Source organism: Citrobacter sp. RHBSTW-00570 (assembly GCF_013739755.1).
GTDB lineage: Bacteria > Pseudomonadota > Gammaproteobacteria > Enterobacterales > Enterobacteriaceae > Citrobacter > Citrobacter braakii.
The window spans coordinates 35,599-56,203 of sequence record NZ_CP056400.1 but is presented as its reverse complement, the minus strand read 5'-3'; the positions used below and the strand labels follow the sequence as shown (position 1 = coordinate 56,203).

General features: G+C 48.9%; 17 protein-coding genes and 4 pseudogenes. 17 read left to right on the top strand and 4 right to left on the bottom strand.

What is annotated here, in order from left to right; all coding sequences use genetic code 11:
• Window positions 1-16 precede the first annotated feature (16 nt).
• Window positions 17-238: pseudogene (locus HV237_RS24445) on the bottom strand (IS1 family transposase); the annotation flags it as partial.
• A gap of 107 nt (window positions 239-345) precedes the next feature.
• Window positions 346-951 (bottom strand): recombinase family protein, encoded by a 606-nt coding sequence (locus HV237_RS24440; protein WP_000509966.1) that lies wholly within the window; start codon window positions 949-951, stop codon window positions 346-348.
• 94 nt (window positions 952-1,045) lie between these two features.
• Between HV237_RS24440 and HV237_RS24435 the strand changes: the two genes are divergently transcribed.
• The 3 genes and pseudogenes from HV237_RS24435 to HV237_RS24425 all read left to right on the top strand — a co-directional run bounded on the left by HV237_RS24435 (window position 1,046) and on the right by HV237_RS24425 (window position 6,495).
• Window positions 1,046-3,943: a Tn3-like element Tn5403 family transposase gene (locus tag HV237_RS24435; protein ID WP_023307208.1), complete on the top strand. Its 2,898-nt coding sequence runs from the start codon at window positions 1,046-1,048 to the stop codon at window positions 3,941-3,943.
• Between the two features lie 15 nt (window positions 3,944-3,958).
• Window positions 3,959-4,159, top strand: a pseudogene (locus HV237_RS24430) (MerR family transcriptional regulator); the annotation flags it as partial.
• Between the two features lie 860 nt (window positions 4,160-5,019).
• Window positions 5,020-6,495, top strand: a complete 1,476-nt coding sequence (locus HV237_RS24425; RefSeq protein ID WP_020324153.1) for an SEC-C metal-binding domain-containing protein — start codon at window positions 5,020-5,022, stop codon at window positions 6,493-6,495.
• Window positions 6,496-7,587: 1,092 nt separating this feature from the next.
• On the opposite strand, the gene HV237_RS24420 is transcribed toward HV237_RS24425, so the two are convergent.
• Together HV237_RS24420 and HV237_RS24415 are read right to left on the bottom strand one after the other, a co-directional pair.
• Entirely contained in the window at window positions 7,588-8,046 is a 459-nt protein-coding gene (locus HV237_RS24420) for a recombinase family protein (RefSeq protein ID WP_223571363.1), read from the bottom strand.
• A gap of 5 nt (window positions 8,047-8,051) precedes the next feature.
• Entirely contained in the window at window positions 8,052-8,756 is a 705-nt protein-coding gene (locus tag HV237_RS24415) for an IS6-like element IS26 family transposase (protein WP_001067855.1), read from the bottom strand.
• Window positions 8,757-8,814: 58 nt separating this feature from the next.
• Here HV237_RS24415 and HV237_RS24410 point away from each other — a divergent pair, with 58 nt between their 5' ends.
• From HV237_RS24410 to HV237_RS24350, 14 genes and pseudogenes are all read left to right on the top strand, one after another.
• Complete coding sequence (locus HV237_RS24410) at window positions 8,815-9,066, top strand: hypothetical protein (RefSeq protein WP_001515736.1); 252 nt, start codon at window positions 8,815-8,817, stop codon at window positions 9,064-9,066.
• Between the two features lie 113 nt (window positions 9,067-9,179).
• Window positions 9,180-10,325 carry an ABC transporter permease gene (locus tag HV237_RS24405; RefSeq protein WP_001325018.1) on the top strand — a complete coding sequence of 382 codons (1,146 nt, stop codon included), beginning with the start codon at window positions 9,180-9,182 and terminating at the stop codon, window positions 10,323-10,325.
• Window positions 10,326-10,330: 5 nt separating this feature from the next.
• Entirely contained in the window at window positions 10,331-11,122 is a 792-nt protein-coding gene (locus HV237_RS24400) for an ABC transporter ATP-binding protein (RefSeq protein ID WP_001325019.1), read from the top strand.
• Between the two features lies 1 nt (window position 11,123).
• Window positions 11,124-12,062: an MlaD family protein gene (locus tag HV237_RS24395; protein ID WP_000449980.1), complete on the top strand. Its 939-nt coding sequence runs from the start codon at window positions 11,124-11,126 to the stop codon at window positions 12,060-12,062.
• Complete coding sequence (locus HV237_RS24390) at window positions 12,062-12,703, top strand: ABC-type transport auxiliary lipoprotein family protein (RefSeq protein WP_000948259.1); 642 nt, start codon at window positions 12,062-12,064, stop codon at window positions 12,701-12,703. The genes HV237_RS24395 and HV237_RS24390 overlap by 1 nt, the downstream gene beginning before the upstream one ends.
• Before the next feature lie 347 nt (window positions 12,704-13,050).
• Complete coding sequence (locus tag HV237_RS24385) at window positions 13,051-14,328, top strand: L-serine ammonia-lyase, iron-sulfur-dependent, subunit alpha (RefSeq protein WP_001515737.1); 1,278 nt, start codon at window positions 13,051-13,053, stop codon at window positions 14,326-14,328.
• Between the two features lie 81 nt (window positions 14,329-14,409).
• Window positions 14,410-14,928, top strand: a pseudogene (locus HV237_RS24380) (PLP-dependent transferase); the annotation flags it as partial.
• Window positions 14,929-14,984: 56 nt separating this feature from the next.
• A protein-coding gene (locus HV237_RS24375) for an IS1 family transposase (RefSeq protein WP_223335778.1) occupies window positions 14,985-15,682 on the top strand; the annotation gives its coding sequence in 2 pieces (ribosomal slippage) (window positions 14,985-15,234 and window positions 15,234-15,682; 699 coding nt in all).
• Between the two features lie 9 nt (window positions 15,683-15,691).
• Window positions 15,692-15,859: pseudogene (locus HV237_RS26270) on the top strand (murein transglycosylase B); the annotation flags it as partial.
• A 146-nt stretch (window positions 15,860-16,005) separates the two neighbouring features.
• On the top strand, window positions 16,006-16,374 hold the full coding sequence (locus HV237_RS24370; RefSeq protein ID WP_032242306.1) for a hypothetical protein: 369 nt from the start codon (window positions 16,006-16,008) through the stop codon (window positions 16,372-16,374).
• A gap of 285 nt (window positions 16,375-16,659) precedes the next feature.
• Window positions 16,660-17,682, top strand: coding sequence for an IS110-like element IS5708 family transposase (locus tag HV237_RS24365; RefSeq protein ID WP_000156884.1), 1,023 nt, complete (start codon window positions 16,660-16,662; stop codon window positions 17,680-17,682).
• Window positions 17,683-18,016: 334 nt separating this feature from the next.
• Window positions 18,017-19,021, top strand: coding sequence for an IS110-like element IS4321 family transposase (locus HV237_RS24360; protein ID WP_117273198.1), 1,005 nt, complete (start codon window positions 18,017-18,019; stop codon window positions 19,019-19,021).
• A gap of 656 nt (window positions 19,022-19,677) precedes the next feature.
• Window positions 19,678-19,884: a hypothetical protein gene (locus HV237_RS24355; protein ID WP_032736819.1), complete on the top strand. Its 207-nt coding sequence runs from the start codon at window positions 19,678-19,680 to the stop codon at window positions 19,882-19,884.
• 14 nt (window positions 19,885-19,898) lie between these two features.
• Window positions 19,899-20,594, top strand: coding sequence for a nucleotidyl transferase AbiEii/AbiGii toxin family protein (locus tag HV237_RS24350; RefSeq protein WP_032736820.1), 696 nt, complete (start codon window positions 19,899-19,901; stop codon window positions 20,592-20,594).
• Window positions 20,595-20,605: the final 11 nt, after the last annotated feature.

The window sequence follows — 20,605 nt, the reverse complement described above, 5'->3', positions numbered from 1 at the left end:
CCGTTTTCCAAGCGGACCCCATAATGCGTGCACTGGCGCGACATCCGACGCCATTCATGGCCATATCAATAATTTTCTGGTGTGTACCGGGCTGAGAGGCGGTGTAAGTGAACTGTAGCTGCCATGTTTTACGGCAGTGAGAGCAGAGATAGCGCTGATGTCCGGCAGTGCTTTTACCGTTACGCACCACGCCTTCAGTAGCTGAACAGGAGGGACAGCTGATAGAAACAGAAGCCACTGGAGCACCTCAAAAACACCATCATACACTAAATCAGTAAGTTGGCACCATTACCGCAAACTTATGTAGCATAAGGGGTCGGTTCCGGCTGAGGGCGAAATGACACCCTAAGCGTTAGCTCTGTGTCGTTGCACGATGTCAGCGACGGTATTCTTGCTGATACCGAGCTCGCGTGCGATCCAGCGATAGCTGCGTCCCTCGGCCCTCATCGCAACCACCTTAGGCAAAAGTCGGTCTGATTTTGGTCGCACTCCGGCCTGACGACCAAGCCTCTTACCACGTGCCTTCGCAACAGCAAGGCCTGACTTGACCCGCTCGCTGATGAGATCCCGCTCAAACTCCGCAATGCCGGAAAGAAACGTCGCCAGCATTCGTCCATACGGCGACGAAAGATCGAACGCCATTCCATTCATGGCTATCACGGAAACCTTCCAGTTCTCCAGTTCACGTAGCGTATTGAGCAGATCGAGCGTCGAGCGCCCCCACCGGGAAAGCTCAGTGACCAGGATTGCATCAATTTGTCTGGACTGGGCAAGCGCCAGGACTTTCTTTCGCTCGGCCCGGTCGAGTTTAGTTCCTGAACCTGTTTCCTTAAATATTCCCACCACGTCGTAGCCGGCACGGCCGGCGAAGGCTCGCAGATCAAATTCCTGGCGTTCACAAGACTGATCCGCTGTTGAAACCCGGCAGTAAATGGCGGCACGATGTCCCAATTGAACCCTCCTGGATTTTTGTATCGGAACGCCCTGATTTATATGGGCTGGCTGTTGTCCAAAACAGACTATACTTCAAAAGGGACGAATTTGTATGTCACGACGCCATATTTTCACCGAACGGCAGCGAGCAGCGCTGTTCGATCTGCCCACGGACGAACTGTCGCTACTGAAGTTCTACACGCTGGGCGATGATGACCTGGAAAACATTAGGCAGCGCCGCAGACCGGAAAACAGGATTGGCTTTGCCCTGCAACTTTGTGCCTTACGATATCCGGGCCGTGCACTGGCTCCTGGTGAGATGATCCCGCGTGAAGTCCTTTCCTTCGTCGGTGCTCAGCTTGGAGTTCCGGCTGATGCGCTTCTCACTTATGCCACACGGCGCCAAACCCGTCAGCAGCACATGGACACGCTGCGCGAAATTTACGGCTACAAGACCTTCACGGGCCGTGGTGCCCGTGATCTGCGGGAGTGGACTTTCGGCCAGGCCGAAGATGCCAGATCAAACGAGGATCTTGCTCATCGTTTTATTGTGCGGTGTCGGGAAACTTCCACCATTCTGCCCGCAGTATCGACAATCGAGCGCTTGTGCGCGGATGCTCTGGTCGCCGCTGAGCGGCGGATTGAAACGCGGATTGCGGAAAATTTAACAGCGGATGTTCGCGATCACCTGGACAAACTTCTGAGTGAAATGCTCGCCGGCAATATCAGTCGTTTCATCTGGCTTCGCAACTTCGAGGTTGGTAACAACTCGGCTGCTGCTAACCGTTTGCTCGACAGGCTCGAATTTCTGCGTACCCTGAATATCAATCATAGTGCTTTGGCCAGCATACCTGCCCATCGCATTGCCCGGCTGCGTCGGCAGGGTGAACGCTACTTCACCGACGGTTTGCGTGACATCACTTCGGACCGCCGCTGGGCGATCCTTGCCGTCTGTGTTGTGGAGTGGGAAGCGGCGATTGCTGATGCCATAGTCGAAACCCATGACAGGATCGTAGGAAAAACCTGGCGGGAAGCGAAGCGCCAGCATGACGAAACAATTTCCGGCTCTAAAGCCACACTCACGGATACGATCCGTACCTTCACCGCGCTGGGAGCTTCGTTGCTTGAGGCCCGCAGTGACGGAACCCCGCTGGAGATGGCTGTCGCCAGTTCGGTTGCATGGGACCGGCTCGCTCAACTGGTAGCGACAGGGACTCAACTCAGCAACACGCTAGCCGATGAGCCTCTTGCATATGTCGGGCAGGGATACCATCGCTTTCGTCGTTATGCGCCCCGCATGTTGCGCTGTCTGAAGCTCGAAGCCGCGCCGGTCGCCGGACCATTGGTAGCAGCAGCTTTGTCGATCGGAGAGATGAAAGGTGTTGCATCGCCAGAAAGGCGTTTCCTGCGGCCCAGCTCCAAATGGAACCGTCATTTACGAGCTCAGGAAAAAGGAGATACCCGTCTTTGGGAAGTGGCGGTACTCTTTCACCTCCGGGATGCTTTTCGTTCCGGAGATGTCTGGCTCGCTCATTCGCGCCGCTATGGTGACCTCAAGCAGGTACTGGTGCCGATGATCGCGGCGCAGGAAAATGCAAAACTGGCCGTGCCTTCCAACCCACAGGATTGGCTGGCAGACAGAAAGGCGCGACTCACGATCGCTCTTAAGCGGCTGGCCCGGGCTGCCCGTAACGGCACTATTCCGCACGGTAGCATAGAAGATGGAACGTTGCGGATCGACAGGTTGACAGCAGACGTGCCGGATGGTGCCGAGGCACTCATACTGGATCTGTATCGCCGAATGCCGTCCGTTCGGATTACCGACATGCTGCTTGAAGTTGATGCAGCCCTTGGTTTCACAGATGCGTTTACCCATCTGAGAACCGGGGCTCCATGTCGCGACCGGATCGGTCTGCTCAACGTCCTGCTCGCTGAAGGGCTCAATCTGGGCCTGCGTAAGATGGCGGAAGCTACAAACACGCATGATTACTGGCAGCTCTCACGCCTTGCCCGCTGGCATGTTGAAAGCGAAGCCATGAACCAGGCATTGGCAATTGTGGTGGCCGCGCAGGGTAAACTGCCGATGTCACGCGTCTGGGGGATGGGCACGTCAGCATCGAGCGATGGTCAGTTTTTCCCGACAGCGCGGCATGGCGAAGTCATGAACATGGTCAATGCCAAATATGGTTCTGTTCCCGGCCTCAAAGCGTATACTCACGTAAGCGACCAGTTCGCGCCATTCGCTTGTCAGTCGATCCCGGCGACCGTGAGCGAGGCACCGTATATTCTCGATGGACTACTGATGAACGAGGTCGGTCGCCATGTTCGCGAACAGTATGCCGATACAGCAGGATTCACCGACCATTTGTTCGGAGCCAGTAGCCTGCTCGGCTACAATCTCGTTCTGCGAATCAGGGATCTGCCATCGAAGCGGTTGTACGTATTTAATCCCGATACGACCCCCAGGGAGTTACGCAAGTTGGTAGGTGGAAAAGCCCGGGAGGATCTTATCGTTGCGAACTGGCCTGATATTTTCCGTTGTGCCGCGACGATGACCGCTGGCAAAATCAGGCCCAGCCAACTCCTGCGCAAGCTCGCTTCTTACCCACGACAAAACAACCTTGCAGTTGCGCTTCGTGAAGTTGGTCGTATTGAACGGACCCTTTTCATTATTGAGTGGATCCTGGATACGGACATGCAGCGGCGTGCTCAGATCGGTCTTAACAAGGGAGAGGCCCACCATGCGCTCAAAAATGCGCTCCGTATCGGGAGGCAGGGGGAAATTCGCGATCGCACGACAGAGGGGCAGCACTACCGAATCGCTGGGCTCAATTTATTGACTGCGGTGATCATTTACTGGAATACCGTCCATCTTGGTCATGCCGTCACGGAGCGGCGGAACGAAGGGTTGGATGTTCCCCCTGAATTTCTTCCCCACATATCCCCATTGGGCTGGGCGCACATTCTACTGACTGGCGAATATCTTTGGCCCAAGGAACCGAAAGCTTAGGGTGTCATTTCGCCCTCAGCCGGAACCGACCCCAAGCTCAAGGATGTGCGCGAGAAGATGGCCGACTTGGCACGCATGGAGGCCGTGCTGTCTGAACTGGTGTGCGCCTGCCATGCGCGGAAAGGGAACGTTTCCTGCCCGCTGATTGCGTCACTGCAAGACGGAACGAAGCTCGCTGCATCGGCGCGGGGGAGTCACGGGGTGACTACGCCTTAGCGTGCTTTATTTTCCGAATTCTGAGACGACCCCCACACGGCACCGGCGCCCGGCAAGGTGGGCCGATTCCCACACGGCAGCGGCGCCCGGCAAGGTGGGCGGATTCCCACACGGCAGCGGCGCCCGGCAAGGTGGGCGGATTCCCACACGGCAGCGGCGCCCGGCAAGGTGGGCGGATTCCCACACGGCAGCGGCGCCCGGCAAGGTGGGCGGATTTCCACACGGCAGCGGCGCGGGGCCAGTGGGATTCAGGAGAATAGGTGTTTTACCGAATGCCCTGACGAGGCGTAAAAAAACCGCTTGGCGGCGGCCTCATAAAGCAGAAAACCCGCTCAAGGCGGGTTATCTGCTCTGTAGCCTGTGATGCTTCGCGGGCATCCGGCATACAGCGAGGTGAAATTCTTCTTTTGGTTAAGTGAATGGCATAACCGGATGGGCGGATTAGAGGAAAGGGGATTGCCTAGTAACCTACGCGCCACAGAGATGGAGGTGCGGGGAATGATTGAGCTGATTATCGCTATTCTGACCTTAATTGCGGCTGTATTGCAGTTGATCAACTGGTTCCTTTAATGGTGCCGGAGTCTGTGAAGGTGAAAGCCTGAACGGGCAAAACTGAAAGGTTTATAGCCGTCCTTCGGGGCGGCTTTTTTTCGGCAAAATTAGGGTTTTACCGAATAATGCAGAGTTTTAAGGTGAGAATTTGCAGACTTGGCGTTTTACCGAACATAGATACTCCCTAGGCTGATAGGTGCATTAGTTATCACCCTACCTGAACATATTGTAAAAGATGTCAGTCTCCAGTGACTTGTGTACTATCAACTGACAAGACTCTTACACGCAACGCAGGGGGATGGAGTTTTATGCTTAGAAAAATAATCAGGGGTAGCGGATTCACTCAGTCAGAAGAAAAACTGATAGAGTTCGCTGATGATGCTTTTTTTGGTCTTTGGTCTTATCCTAATGTTTATAGCGATGAGGGTTACTCTAAAAATAAAATTGGGAAAGAAGTTAGTGACTTATTAGTTATTTTTGATAAAGATATAATAATTTTTTCCGATAAAGCTATTACATACAATAAAAACAAAGATCCTAAGGTTGCATGGCAGAGATGGTTTAAAAAATCAGTCATACAGTCTTGCACACAGTTATTTGGCGCAGAGAAGTTTATAAAAGATCATCCCGAAAGACTTTTTGTTGACAAAGAATGCTCAGTTAACCTCCCCATTAAAATAGATAATTCTTTTAATTTTCATTTGGTGGCCGTCACTAATAATATTTCAGATCCGGCGATCTCGTACTTTGACAAAATAGAAAAAGGCAGCTCTGCTACTTTAGTTAACATATTTCCTTTAAACGCCCATCAATGTCTAGAAAATCCATTTTGTGTCGGAGACGTTTATCCTGATAAGACTTTTGTCCATATACTTGATGAGACTGCCCTAAAACTACTGTTAACCGAGTTAAACACAGCAACTGATTTCATTGGCTACCTTAACGAAAAAGAGAGGGTTGTAAGAGAAAGAACATTATTGGTCAGCGCTGGGGAAGAAGAGACTCTTGCTGCTTACATTATGGGTGATAAAACCATAATATCAAAAGAAATTATTGGAAACGATCAAGGGATGACCATACCGGAAGGTGAATGGAAAAACTATAAAACCACTTTCAATTATCAATATCAGCTCTCAATGAAAAAGGGTAGCGTTTTCTGGGATAACCTAATCCACAACTTCTCGACAAGTATATTGTCAGCTAACGTTGGTTTTTTTAGTGAAATTGAATTTTCTACACATGAATTAGGTGTTAGAGAATTAGCCAAAGAAAGTAGGCAATCTAGATATTACCTTTCAAAGAACTTTAAAGAGAAATTAAAAACAACTCAGCCTCATCTAAGAACGTCAAGAATGGTCGAATCAATCGATGAGCCTGGAAAGTTTTACTTATTCCTTTTTTTTCCTAACGATAGCAAGTTGAGTTACTCTGATTACAGAATTCAACGTATATCTTATATAAATGCTTATGCTGAGGTTGCCTTTAATAAATACAGACATATTAAAAAATTAATTACTATTGCAACAGAGCCGCAAAATACAGAAGGAAGATCTGAAGACCTAATATATAGCATATCCCCAGAGAAATTTACCAAAGAGCAAAATGAAAAAGCCAAAAGATTATCAAGAGAATACAAAATACTAAGTGATTTTTTACCTACTAAAACGACAAAGAGCGATAACTTTAAATCAGTTATATCAAAAGGTGAAAAAATAGGGCGGAATACACCTTGTCCATGTGGCTCCGGTGTTAAATTTAAAAAGTGCCATGGTGCGAATAATTAGCATTATTGTATGTATAACGGTAATGGCGCGGCAGAGAAACCGGCGCGTTCTGCCCTAGTGTTGGCCTGCGGGTTCCCCCGCACCCGCTGTATGTAGTATCGGCAGCATCTGAGAAAACCACTACATGTAGTTATCAGCGCCACAACGGCGCGGGGACGAGTGCGGTTCGGAAAAATTGGGGTTTTACCGAATCCGGCAAAAGATTGCTTCCTATAACGTCCGCTTCTGGCACACAGCAGCCGTTAAGATGTAAGGCCTTACGCCAACTAAATCTAATGGGACAGATTTAGTTGGTGATGGTCAAGTAATCTGCAAACGGTCACCAAGTAAAATGCAAATGGGTAGTCAAGTCCGATGCAATTACGCACCCGGCAAGGTGGGCCGATTCCCACACGACAGCAGCGCCCGGCAAGGTGGGCGGATTTCCACACGGCAGCGGCGCCCGGCAAGGTGGGCGGATTTCCACACAGCACCGGCGCCCGGCAAGGTGGGCCGATTCCCACACGGCAGCAGCGCTCGGCAAGGTGGGCCGATTCCCACACGGCAGCGGCGCCCGGCAAGATGGGCGGTTTCCCACACGGCAGCGGCGCCCGGCAAGATGGGCGGATTTCCACACGGCAGCGGCGCCCGGCAAGGTGGGCCGATTCCCACACGACAGCGGCGCCCGGCAAGGTGGGCCGATTCCCACACGACAGCGGCGCCCGGCAAGATGGGCGGATTCCCATATCGACATGTATGTAGCTTGTGTTATCCGTGGATTGTGCAGCTCAGCGGGTCGCTTGTCGTATGGCGTAGTGTCCCCCGTAACCGGCCGCGTGCGGCCGCTAACGCGCAGTACGGCGCCGCGACCCGAAGGCGGGCCGCCGTTCCCGCGCGCAGGCGCGCGGCGCCCACTGCGCACCCCCGTGGGGGACGTACGGCAGCTGTGTGGCGGTGAGCGGGATTAGGGCTTTGCAGGGAGGGGGCTGGGTCGGGCGATACGTTCAGCATTGCGGTTTCCGGCGATTTGCGGCCGGTGCCCGTTTAACTCCGGCGTGGTCGCCTTCCATGCCCTGACGGCATAAGAAAATAAAACCGCCATGCTGCGGTCATTCATGATTTTGTGGTGTAGCGATAAATAGTCATGCGAGAAACGTTGAAGCGCTTAGCAACTGCACCAACTGTCATTTCAGGATCAGCAAGTAAGATTCTAATTTGTTTAACATCTTCTTCAGAAAGTGACGGTTTTCTCCCTCCCACACGGCCCCTTGCGCGTGCAGCTGCAAGGCCTGAGCGCGTTCTTTCAATATTGCGGTTGCGTTCAAAGCTAGAGAATATCGCCATCAGATGAGTATAGATTTCCCCTATAACTGGCGCATTTGTGTCTATTCTGTCCTTGATGGCTATGAAAGTTATTCCGCGTTTCTTCAGGTCGTCGAGTAAAGTAATGACTTGACCCAATGAACCACCGAGCCGATCTAGTGCCCAAACTACTAGGGTATCTCCCTCGCGCAATGCTTTCAGGGGCACTGTTGCAAAGTTAGCGATGAGGCAGCCTTTTGTCTTATTCAAAGGCCTTACATTTCAAAAACTCTGCTTACCAGGCGCATTTCGCCCAGGGGATCACCATAATAAAATGCTGAGGCCTGGCCTTTGCGTAGTGCACGCATCACCTCAATACCTTTGATGGTGGCGTAAGCCGTCTTCATGGATTTAAATCCCAGCGTGGCGCCGATTATCCGTTTCAGTTTGCCATGATCGCATTCAATCACGTTGTTCCGGTACTTAATCTGTCGGTGTTCAACGTCAGACGGGCACCGGCCTTCGCGTTTGAGCAGAGCAAGCGCGCGACCATAGGCGGGCGCTTTATCCGTGTTGATGAATCGCGGGATCTGCCACTTCTTCACGTTGTTGAGGATTTTACCCAGAAACCGGTATGCAGCTTTGCTGTTACGACGGGAGGAGAGATAAAAATCGACAGTGCGGCCCCGGCTGTCGACGGCCCGGTACAGATACGCCCAGCGGCCATTGACCTTCACGTAGGTTTCATCCATGTGCCACGGGCAAAGATCGGAAGGGTTACGCCAGTACCAGCGCAGCCGTTTTTCCATTTCAGGCGCATAACGCTGAACCCAGCGGTAAATCGTGGAGTGATCGACATTCACTCCGCGTTCAGCCAGCATCTCCTGCAGCTCACGGTAACTGATGCCGTATTTGCAGTACCAGCGTACGGCCCACAGAATGATGTCACGCTGAAAATGCCGGCCTTTGAATGGGTTCATGTGCAGCTCCATCAGCAAAAGGGGATGATAAGTTTATCACCACCGACTATTTGCAACAGTGCCGGCAGATTTACCCGCTGATCTGGTTACACAGGCCAGTGCTTCTATCAGTGAAACCATTCAGGTGGTCAATAGCCTTGGTGGGGACGAGCATCTACTGAGCAGCGCCAAACTGGCCTTTTCTGCCTCACATAGTCTGGTATTAGGTACTGCCAGCGTACTGTTAATTCTGCTGGCGGTAGTCGTTTGGTTTACCCTGCCAGAGAGGAAAATACGGCAATTGGGCAAACAGCGTGCCACACCTCACTGATTAGGGTGTGGTTAACACTTCATTAATTAAACAGTCATTACTCTTACTTAACTGTGTGATATACCTATTTAGGGTTTGAAACATTAGAGTTTGAAATAGGTAAGGTCTGAGCAATGACTGAGCAAACGTCCCCCGCACAACTTGATCTCGATAGCGCGGCTCAGCCCCCCAGAGTTTATATCCGGGGGGACTGGGTGTTGGCGCATTACTGCGTTTTGGAGCCGCGCGTTGCGCAATTGCGCGCTAATATGCCCAGTGGGGGGGTATTTGATCTCAACCAACTGGGGGCGTTAGATACCGCCGGTGCAACGTTGTTAGCTCTGCTTCTGGGTGAGGACCGTGTAGCAAATTTACGCGAACTTGCGCCTAAATTGCCAGAAGAGCGGAGGATATTACTTGAAACGGTAAGCCATGTATTGCCTGACTTAACCCCTGAGTTGTCTGAAAAACCCACACGGTTTTGGCTTGAGATGCTGGCTAATACCGGCCGTTCGGTAGATAACTTATGGCAAGATATTAAGTCACTATTGGGCTTTATTGGTCTGGCGCTGGAAACCTTGCTGGGAACACTTTTTCGCCCCTCCCGCTGGCGCATTACCTCATTAATTGCCAATATTCAACAGATTGGCCTCAATGCTGTGCCGATCATTATGTTGCTCACCTTTTTGGTGGGGGCAGTTATCGCCTTTCTCGGTGCAACCGTACTCACTACTTTCGGCGCGGGCATTTTTACCGTCGATTTGGTGGTATTTTCTTTTCTACGTGAATTTGCGGTACTGCTTACCGCGATCCTGATGGCAGGGCGAACAGCCAGTGCTTTTACCGCTGAAATTGGCTTGATGAAAGCCAATGAAGAGATTGATGCTATCCAAACACTGGGCTTGAATCCGGTCGAACTGTTGGTGCTACCGCGCGTCTTGGCACTATTGATCTCTCTGCCGATGCTAACCTTTATTGGCATGGTTTGCGGTATTTTCGGTGGCATGGTGGTGTGTGCCTTAACACTGGATATCTCTCCCACTATGTTTTTGTCGATTATGCAAAACAGTAATGGGTTGCAGCATTTTCTGGTGGGAATAAGTAAAGCCCCTATTTTTGCTTTCCTGATTGCTATTATTGGCTGTCTGGAGGGGTTCAAAGTAACCGGTAGTGCTGAATCAGTCGGGGTTCATACCACCACCAGTGTGGTGCATTCGATCTTTGTGGTGATTTTGCTTGATGCCGTGGCAGCGCTATTTTTCATGGAAATGGGGTGGTGAGCCAAATGACGCAAGATGCAATCATTCAAATTCGCGATCTGGTTAACTGCTTTGGCGTACAGTGCGTGCATCAAGGGTTGAATCTTGATGTTAAGCGCGGCGAAGTTCTTGGCGTGGTTGGTGGCTCGGGTACCGGTAAATCTGTTCTGTTACGCAGTATTGTTGGGTTACGTCGTCCGACTGACGGGAAAATTCATGTTTTTGGCAAGGATTTAATGGCACTGTCAGGTCAATCCCGCGCCATGGTCGAGCGCCGATTCGGCGTATTATTTCAACGAGGCGCACTGTTCAGTTCTCTAACCGTGACCGAGAACGTGGCATTACCATTAATAGAAAACGCCGGATTACCCCGGTCTGAGGCTGAGCGATTGGCTCAGGTTAAACTGGCACTGGCTGGGCTACCGCCGGGCACTGGCAGTAAGTATCCAGCATCTCTGTCGGGTGGTATGGTCAAGCGTGTTGCGCTAGCCCGTGCCTTAGCACTGGACCCGGATATTCTGTTTCTTGATGAACCGACTGCGGGTCTTGATCCCATTGGTGCGGCGGCGTTTGACAGTTTGATCCGCACCCTGCGGGATGCCCTCAATCTAACGGTATTCTTGGTGACCCACGATCTGGATACGCTGTATACACTGTGTGATCGTGTGGCGGTGCTTTCGCAGAAAAAAGTGCTGGTGGTTGATACTCTGGATAAAGTTGCAGCGACTGATGATGGCTGGATTCAGGCGTATTTTCATGGCCCACGTGGCCGGGCTGCTTATCAGGCAGCGGCAATTAACAGTGGAGAGAGGTTGTAATATGGAAACCCGTGCTCATCATGTCGTTATTGGTTTGTTCACTCTTATTGTGGTGAGTGCCGCGCTGCTGTTTTGCCTATGGCTGACAAATTCCGGTTCTGATCGCCAGTTCAGATTGTACGATATCGTTTTCAATGAGCCTGTGAGTGGCCTGTCACAGGGTAGCACCGTTCAGTACAGCGGGATTCGAGTCGGTGAGGTGACGCAATTACGCCTGGACCGAGACAATCCGAATAAGGTTTGGGCACGTATTCGCGTTTCTGCATCTACTCCGATACGCGAAGATACCCAAGCTCGTCTCACCGTCGCGGGTATTACCGGCACCTCAAATATTCAATTCAGCAGTGGCAGCCAGACCAGCCCGTTGCTGGAGGGCAAAGATGACGAGGTTCCTATCATTATTGCTACCCCTTCGCCGATGAGCCAGTTACTGGCTAACGGTGAGAATTTCATGACCAATGCGAATGAAGTGTTGGTGCGTTTGAACCAGTTGCTGGCACCGGATAACCAGCAGCGCCTAGTAACGACACTGGATAATCTCGCGCTGGTCACCCAAACTGTGGCTGATCAACGTGGTGATCTCCGTACCCTGTTGCAGCAGTTGGCGCAGGCCAGTAAACAGGCTAATGAGACACTGACTCAAACCAATCGCCTGCTGCGTAATGCTAACGGCTTAATGGATGGGCAGGGGAAACAACTGGTCAGTGATGCCGCCAAAACCATGGCATCGTTGCAAAATACCAGTACCATCCTCAATAAATTGGTGAGTGAAAATAAAACCTCACTCAATAACGGGATGCAAGGGATGAATGAGCTGGGGCCGGCAGTAGATGAGCTGCGCAGAACATTAGCGACATTACGTGCCGCCGTTTCTCGTTTGGAAGAAAACCCAGCGGCCTTGTTGCGCGGCCGTGAAAGAACACAGGAGTTTACGCCTTAATGCTCTCTTTTAATGTGATGCGCTATGCAGGCCGCCGCGTGTGGCTATTGATGATATCCGGGGGGGCGATACTGCTCTCTGCCTGCACCATTTTACCTTCGGCCCCTGTATCACAAGTTTATCTTCTGCCGGTGCCACCTGCAGTCAGTGTGCCACACGCGCAGACAGTAAACTGGTCATTACGGGTTTCACAACCGGCGACGAACCAGTTTCTTAATAGCTCACGCATAGCGGTGCAGCCTCAGGGCCAGGAGATTGCGGTTTATAAAAACTCCCGTTGGAGTGATTCGGCGCCGATTTTGGTGCGCAATCGTCTTATTCAGGCGTTCCGTAGCGATGGGCGAATCCGTGCAGTCAGTAGCGACGATGATAGCTTGCAGGCTGATGTGGAGTTGAGTGGTGATCTGTCCGCGTTCCAAGGGGTATACCATGTTGGTAGCAGCGAAGTGCTGATCCGTTTTGATGCTCGGCTGGTAAGAATTTCAGATCGTAGGATTATTGCGACTCGCCAGTTTGACATTCGCCAACCGATAAAAGGTAACGAGATGAACGAGGTGGTTCAGGCCTTTGGCCTGGCCAGTGACCAGTTAGCCACTCAAGTGCTCAACTGGACGATGCAGCAATCCCCTGCGCAGGGTTGATATCTAAACCAGCACCGGTTGGTTTTATCTGAGGCGAGTTGGCAGTAGCTAACTCGCCTTTTTTATCGTCTAGTTTAATGATTCAAGGCGAATAATTGCGTCTAAGGGGAAAATATTCTCTTTATTGTTTTGTGATTAGTATCTCATTGAGTAAGGGATTAATGGTGTTTGAGTTATCTATTTCATTGTTTTTAATATGTTTTTATTTAAATTGTTCTGTGGTTATCTTTTTTGTTAAAGAGAACAATATTCTCCAAGCATTAAAAACAACAAGAAAATAGGAAAAGTATTTCTCCCCGTAAAACCCTAAGATAAAAATAATCCAAATCACTGATTAATTACTTCAAATGCAAAAAATAACACATCAACAATTACTCGATTGGTTGAAAAAGGAAGTGAAACTTTCATTAGGTTGTACTGAGCCTATTGCTATTGCGTATGCTGCCGCAGTGGCTGCTAAATATCTCAACGCACCGATATTAAAAATAACGGGGAATATATCGGAGAATCTGTATAAAAATGCGATGGGAGTCACTATTCCGGGAACAAGCTATTGCGGAGTCACTCTTGCGGCGGCAATAGGGGCTATTGGTGGTAACGCGGATGCCGATTTAGAAGTATTAAAAGATATTACTGCGACACAAATTACCGAAGCCTATATATTTAATGAATCAGGTAACGTGTGTCTAAACGCAGTAGATGCTACGGATTTTATTTTTATCGATATTACGCTATATAGTCTTAGTGATCAGTGCCGGGTAGTGATTCAAGGTAGCCATACTAATGTCACTGAAGTTTATATTAATAATATAAAGCAAATATTAGTCCGAGACCTAATTGCCGCCAATGATAGTGGGGTACTACCCGAATTTTCCCTTAACGACGCATTTAAATTTGTAACCGATGTCGCCGCTAAAGACATCATGTTTATGCTGAAAAGTGCTGAGATTAATACCGCGCTTTCTGACGAGGGGCAAAGGAAGAACTATGGTTTGAACGTGAGTGGCGCGTTGTCGCAAGCCAGAAAAAATGGCTTTATCAGCACTGACTTACTGAGTCAAATGTTGATCAACACCACTGCGGCATCAGATGCCCGTATGGGCGGCGCACCCTTACCCGCGATGTCAAATTATGGCTCTGGTAATCAGGGGATTACCGTGACAATGCCGGTAGTGACACTTGCCCGACATCTTAATACAGATGATGAAACACTGGCCCGGGCATTAGCGTTGGCCCATCTAGCCGCAATCTCAATTCATATGCGTTATACCCGATTGTCTGCATTGTGTGCGGCGTCAACGGCAGCAATGGGGGCGGCGGCAGGTATGAGTTGGTTATTGACCCAAGATTTTCAAACTATCTCCTACGCGGTCAGTAATATGATCAGTGATATTAGTGGCATTATTTGCGATGGTGCATCAAATAGTTGTGCCATGAAAGTGTCTACCGCTACCGCCTGTGCATTTAAGTCGGTGTTGATGGCGCAACAAAATAGTGTTGCAGGGGAGCGTGATGGCATTGTTTCCTGCGATGTTGAAGGTTCTATCAATAATTTATGTAAATTAGTGTTATCGCCAATGAGGCAAACAGATAAAGAAATTATCAGTATAATGACACGTAAATAAATATTACGGTTTAACCGCGTGGCCTAACGTCATTATTAATAATGATCGGCGGGCTATCGTTAAAATTTAAAGGGACAAATAATGAGCAAATCAAAATCGATCGCGACTCTGGTTATCCATGCCGGAGATCAAGTTGACCGGGGCAATAATGCTATTTTTCCACCGATTACTACCGCCAGTTCCTTCATTCAGCCAAATTTAGGCGAAGAAGGGGAGTTTTGTTATTCCCGTTGCAGTAACCCGACAAGATATGCATATGAAACCGCCTTGGCTGAGTTGGAAGGAGGTATCTATGCTACGGCAACCGCTTCCGGTATGGCAGCAACTGCACTTATATTGGAATTGCTACCTAAGGATTCCCATGTATTAGTAATGAAAGGGGTCTATGGCGGTACTTATCGGTTGTTTGAACGTCTGCGTAAACAAACTTCAGGTACGACATTCAGTTATGTCGATCTTAATGATCTGGCGTCAGTAGAGCGCCATATTCAAGAGAATACAGGTCTAATCTGGATCGAAACGCCCACTAACCCACTGTTGGAATTAGTTGATATTGAAGCAGTATGCCAGGTTGCCAAAAGCAGGGGCATAATGAGCTGCGGGTGATGCTGCCAACTTACTGATTTAGTGTATGATGGTGTTTTTGAGGTGCTCCAGTGGCTTCTGTTTCTATCAGCTGTCCCTCCTGTTCAGCTACTGACGGGGTGGTGCGTAACGGCAAAAGCACCGCCGGACATCAGCGCTATCTCTGCTCTCACTGCCGTAAAACATGGCAACTGCAGTTCACTTACACCGCTTCTCAACCCGGTACGCACCAGAAAATCATTGATATGGCCATGAATGGCGTTGGATGCCGGGCAACCGCCCGCATTATGGGCGTTGGCCTCAACACGATTTTCCGCCATTTAAAAAACTCAGGCCGCAGTCGGTAACCTCGCGCATACAGCCGGGCAGTGACGTCATCGTCTGCGCGGAAATGGACGAACAGTGGGGATACGTCGGGGCTAAATCGCGCCAGCGCTGGCTGTTTTACGCGTATGACAGGCTCCGGAAGACGGTTGTGGCGCACGTATTCGGTGAACGCACTCTGGCCACACTGGAGCGTCTTCTGAGCCTGCTGTCGGCCTTTGAGGTCGTGGTATGGATGACGGATGGCTGGCCGCTGTATGAATCCCGCCTGAAGGGAAAGCTGCACGTTATCAGCAAGCGTTACACTCAGCGCATTGAGCGACATAACCTGAATCTGAGACAACATCTGGCAAGGCTGGGACGGAAGTCACTGTCGTTCTCAAAATCGGTGGAGCTGCATGACAAGGTCATCGGGCATTATCTGAACATAAAACACTATCATTAAGTTGGAGTCATTACCCGCTATCTGGCTATTATTGTTCCCTTACTTACGTTGCTCTCTGCCTGTAGTAGCAAACCGACACCTCCTGTTGCTGCCGAGCCCTCGGCGGGCCTGATACAGAGCGGTTTCTTGCTTGAGCCGCAACATGTGGGGCATTTGCAAAACGGTGATTTTGCTTATAAGGGGTCCGCTTGGAAAAAGGAAATTATCCTACGCTAAGCGCATTTTTTGCACAGATGGCTACCGACTGAACGTAACGTGTGAGTCATGATCAGAAATGTGTTAACTCTAGGAATTGACACGACTTACTGTTCGATGGGGAAATCATGTTTAGCTATCTCAAGGCTATGTATCATCAATCAAAAATTCAGGCTGAACTCAAGGCACAGATACATGAACAAACTACGGTTAATGCTATCTGTCATCACCCTGAATCAATCGAGATCATTGCGGTTTGTTCGACTGATGCGTATTACCGAAAACGTAAGGACGCTGCTTTTCTGACAACCTGTTCTGTGCTCATGCGTACTTTAAAAGATGAATCCGTACCGATGGTACTACGGAAAACAGCATGGCGATTATTGAACGAAAGATACCAACGAATTAAGTTAAATCAGGCTTATAGGATAGAAAATTTCTTGCTTGTTGCCGATTTTGAATATGCTCTCGAAGAACATGATGAACTAGCAGAGTAGTACTAGTGAGGCGATGAATACCGACAGTTAACGTGCATGTGACTTAAACGTCCGAAACCGAACGATTACGTACAGCATGTAGACAACATGTCCGAAAGTAAGCAAAACCATTAACGGACAGCCGGATCATTTCGTACATCCCTTACGGTCAGGGGTTCGCGCTCAATGGAACGAAATCACCCGTTAGCTTAAAACGCTTAACGAATGGAAGGGACTTCCCCTAGATATGTGCCTGATTAACTTTCGTGCAATCATAGGATAAACATTGACCCAGAGGGATTCGTTATGACCATCACCACAGTCGGTATCGATCTTGCTAAAAATGTGTTTGCTGTTCACTGCATTGACCAAAATGGTAAAGCTGTTCTGGTTAAACCCAAGGTGTCGCGTGCAGCACTTTCTGAACTCATCGCAGGTTTACCTCCCTGTGTCATTGGAATGGAAGCCTGCTCGGGTGCCCACTATTGGGCAAGATTATTCAGGCAGTATGGCCATGATGTCCGGTTGATGGCTCCGAAATTTGTCTCACCCTATCGCATGGCGGGTAAGACCGGGAAAAATGATGCAGCTGATGCAATAGCTATTTGTGAGGCAGTGCAGCGGCCGCATATGCGCTTTGTACCAGTCAAAGACGAAAGCCAGCAGGCAATGCAATGCTTACATCGGACAAGACAGGGATTTATCCAGGAAAGAACAGCAACGTATAACCGTCTTCGGGGCCTGATATCTGAATTCGGGGTTATTGCCCCACAAAGCACTGATGCTCTGCGTCATGTTGTTTCTGACCAGAAGGAAACTCTGCCAGTACAGGTTAGGCTGTGCATTGATGATCTATTGACACATGTCACTAATATTGAAGAGAAAATCGCCGAATATGACAGGGTATTATCTCGTGTGGCCAAAACAGATCATCGCAGCCAGCAGTTAATGGAACTGAAAGGTGTTGGGCCCACCACAGCGAGTGCGCTGGTCGCCAGTATTGGCAATGCCCATGATTTTAAGAACGGGCGCCAACTGGCAGCCTGGTTGGGGCTAACGCCATCACAATACAGTAGTGGCGGAAAATCAAAGCTTGGCAGGATAACAAAAGCGGGTGATGCCTATCTGCGAACCCTACTGGTCCAGGGAGCCCGTTCTGTAATGGTAGGGGCAGAGAATAGAACGGACCCGTTTAGCCGTTGGGTCTGCTCGTTGATTGGTAGGCGGGGATACTGGCGTGCTGTCGTTGCAATCGCCGCCAAGAATGCGAGGTTGTGCTGGGCATCATTACATTACGGCGATGACTTCAGACTGTATTCAACAACATGAAAAATTTAACTGAGTAGTAACTGAACTGTAAATTGTTGATGGTAAAGGGTTAGACCCCCGTGAGAAGTATCTGCATATCCTACTGGATATCACTATCCGATTAACGAAGGAGGATCTCACGAGCGTCTTTCATCAGGGTCCGAATCACTAGCGATTCAGCATGACCGTTTATAGTAGCGCAGTCTTATCCCTTGCCTTTCATTGATGAACAGACAGAAATTAAAAACCGGCGTTGACTGTTCGGGGAAGCCCTTATAGTAGGATAATTAATGAGATGGTCACTCCCTCCTTCCCGGTACTATGCTGAGGACAGGCTTTCATTCGGAGAACTATCATGGAAAACATTGCGCTCATTGGTATCGATCTGGGTAAAAACTCTTTCCATATTCATTGCCAGGATCGTCGCGGGAAGGCTGTTTACCGTAAAAAATTTACCCGGCCAAAGTTGATCGAATTTTTGGCGACATGCCCCGCTACAACCATCGCAATGGAAGCCTGTGGCGGTTCTCACTTTATGGCACGCAGGTTGGAAGAGTTGGGGCATTCCCCAAAGCTGATATCACCACAATTTGTCCGCCCGTTCGTTAAAAGCAATAAAAACGACTTTGTCGACGCCGAAGCTATTTGTGAAGCTGCATCGCGTCCGTCTATGCGTTTTGTGCAGCCCAGAACGGAATCTCAGCAGGCAATGCGGGCTCTGCATCGTGTCCGTGAATCCCTGGTTCAGGATAAGGTAAAAACAACCAATCAAATGCATGCTTTTCTGCTGGAATTTGGCATTAGCGTTCCCCGAGGAGCTGCCGTTATTAGCCGACTGAGTACCATTCTTGAGGATAATAGTTTGCCTCTTTACCTCAGCCAGTTATTGCTGAAATTACAACAGCATTATCACTATCTTGTTGAGCAGATTAAAGATTTGGAATCCCAGTTGAAACGAAAGTTGGACGAAGATGAGGTTGGACAGCGCTTGCTGAGCATTCCCTGCGTCGGAACACTGACAGCGAGTACTATTTCAACTGAGATTGGCGACGGGAAGCAGTACGCCAGCAGCCGTGACTTTGCGGCGGCAACAGGGCTTGTACCTCGGCAGTACAGCACGGGAGGTAGGACGACATTGCTGGGAATTAGTAAGCGAGGTAATAAAAAGATCCGAACTTTGTTGGTTCAATGTGCCAGGGTATTCATACAAAAACTGGAACACCAGTCTGGCAAATTGGCCGATTGGGTCAGGGATTTACTGTGCCGGAAAAGCAACTTTGTCGTCACTTGTGCTCTGGCAAACAAGCTGGCCAGAATAGCCTGGGCCCTAACGGCACGACAGCAAACTTATGTAGCATAACGGCAGAAATACACCGGTTTAAAGAATTACTGATCTGGTTTTGCGAATACTGATATTGATGATACTAACGGCCCACCGGCCTGTTGAGGAACCTGTAAAACGGAAAGGCTCATTGAAGCCGTATATTTTCTGGAGGTTCATCAGGCGCGGAACTCATCAAGGCGCGGGAATAAAATCCCATTCAGACGCCGGATAGATTCAAGCAAGCCAACTTGTCGTCAAAATCGGTGTTGCAAAAACGGGAGTGACCATAGATTCCGTTTTCCAAGCGGACCCCTAAACGTACAATAATTCTCTATATCCAAACTGACCCCAATAATTTCAATCTCCAAACTTGTCTATGCAGTGCTACGCAAAAAATCCGTTACTTTCCCCCTACCCTTCCCTCCGATTTCACGTAGTACACATATGCTGTTAAGAGATTCAAAAATATTGATGTTTTAATGTTGTGTAGTAAAATATGTAACCTAATGAAAATTATAGAAACATTAAAGCGCCGGTGGCACACATCAGGAGATGGCCAACACATCAGCGTGTGGTAATCACAACAATATAATTGAATGATAATTGCAGGAATAGCACTTTTTGACACGAAACTGGTTGTGGCATTTGCTATAACCTCGTAACTATGTCTGTAGACTGCAATAGGTGACTTTATGGGTGAAATTATTCGAGGCAACTATCCTGAACTGGATAAAGTGCTGTGGGATTTTCACACTCAGAAAATTCCCGCAATGTTGGCTTTTCGTATGTACGAAGAGCGTTGGAATTTTGTTGATGAAAAACATATAGGTCAAAATGAACGCCAGTTGATTGATGCCTTAACTGATTTTTACGGTAACGGTGTCTTTATGGCTGCATAAGGATTCATTCTGTAGTGAACGAATATAAGATTAAGCATCATAAACTAATCAGGTCGGTATTGAATAATTTCAATGCCGACTTTTTTTTTGCTAACTCTATTTATTTCGGAGGGGGAACTCGTATTGCCCTTGAAATAGATGAGTATAGAGAATCGATCGATGTTGATTTTTTGTGCCCTGATAAATCATCTTATCGAGCCGTACGGGAACAAGTTACATCCAACTCACTTGGCAACTTAGTAAAACAAGACTTCCAGTATGCCAGAGAAATAATGTTTGATAGATATGGAGTTCGCACCTTCATAAAAGAACAGGACGCAACGATAAAGCTTGAGATAGTTAGTTTCGATAACTACGATTTAGTAGCTGATACGCGCAAGTTGTTCCCTATTCCTTTCATAGATCAAGAAAGCTGTTTTTATACTAAATTATTAGCAAATTCAGATAGATGTATGCATGGGCAGTGTAAGGATATTTTTGATATTTTGGCTATGTATGATGCGTGGGGAGGCATACCACAAAGCGCAATTACAAAGGCCGAAAAACATTATGGTTCTTCTGTTTTAAGCGATCTAATCCGCTCGCTTAAAGATATACAAACCAATAGTGCTCATTATTATGAGCTTGCCGATGCTATGTTAATTCAACATGATTTTGCTCAAAAACTCATTGGTGATGTTGCTCCACAGGTACTAGCAAATCTATCTTAAAATGGTGGAGG

What these genes read in the sequence shown, in the direction of transcription:
- HV237_RS24405 (WP_001325018.1), top strand. Translation starts at nt 9,180, where the DNA reads ATGACTGAGCAAACGTCCCCCGCACAACTTGATCTCGATAGCGCGGCT.
- HV237_RS24360 (WP_117273198.1), top strand. Translation starts at nt 18,017, where the DNA reads ATGGAAAACATTGCGCTCATTGGTATCGATCTGGGTAAAAACTCTTTC.
- HV237_RS24435 (WP_023307208.1), top strand. Translation starts at nt 1,046, where the DNA reads ATGTCACGACGCCATATTTTCACCGAACGGCAGCGAGCAGCGCTGTTC.
- HV237_RS24425 (WP_020324153.1), top strand. Translation starts at nt 5,020, where the DNA reads ATGCTTAGAAAAATAATCAGGGGTAGCGGATTCACTCAGTCAGAAGAA.
- HV237_RS24400 (WP_001325019.1), top strand. Translation starts at nt 10,331, where the DNA reads ATGACGCAAGATGCAATCATTCAAATTCGCGATCTGGTTAACTGCTTT.
- HV237_RS24365 (WP_000156884.1), top strand. Translation starts at nt 16,660, where the DNA reads ATGACCATCACCACAGTCGGTATCGATCTTGCTAAAAATGTGTTTGCT.
- HV237_RS24370 (WP_032242306.1), top strand. Translation starts at nt 16,006, where the DNA reads ATGTTTAGCTATCTCAAGGCTATGTATCATCAATCAAAAATTCAGGCT.
- HV237_RS24355 (WP_032736819.1), top strand. Translation starts at nt 19,678, where the DNA reads ATGGGTGAAATTATTCGAGGCAACTATCCTGAACTGGATAAAGTGCTG.
- HV237_RS24390 (WP_000948259.1), top strand. Translation starts at nt 12,062, where the DNA reads ATGCTCTCTTTTAATGTGATGCGCTATGCAGGCCGCCGCGTGTGGCTA.
- HV237_RS24395 (WP_000449980.1), top strand. Translation starts at nt 11,124, where the DNA reads ATGGAAACCCGTGCTCATCATGTCGTTATTGGTTTGTTCACTCTTATT.
- HV237_RS24385 (WP_001515737.1), top strand. Translation starts at nt 13,051, where the DNA reads ATGCAAAAAATAACACATCAACAATTACTCGATTGGTTGAAAAAGGAA.
- HV237_RS24415 (WP_001067855.1), bottom strand. Translation starts at nt 8,756, where the DNA reads ATGAACCCATTCAAAGGCCGGCATTTTCAGCGTGACATCATTCTGTGG.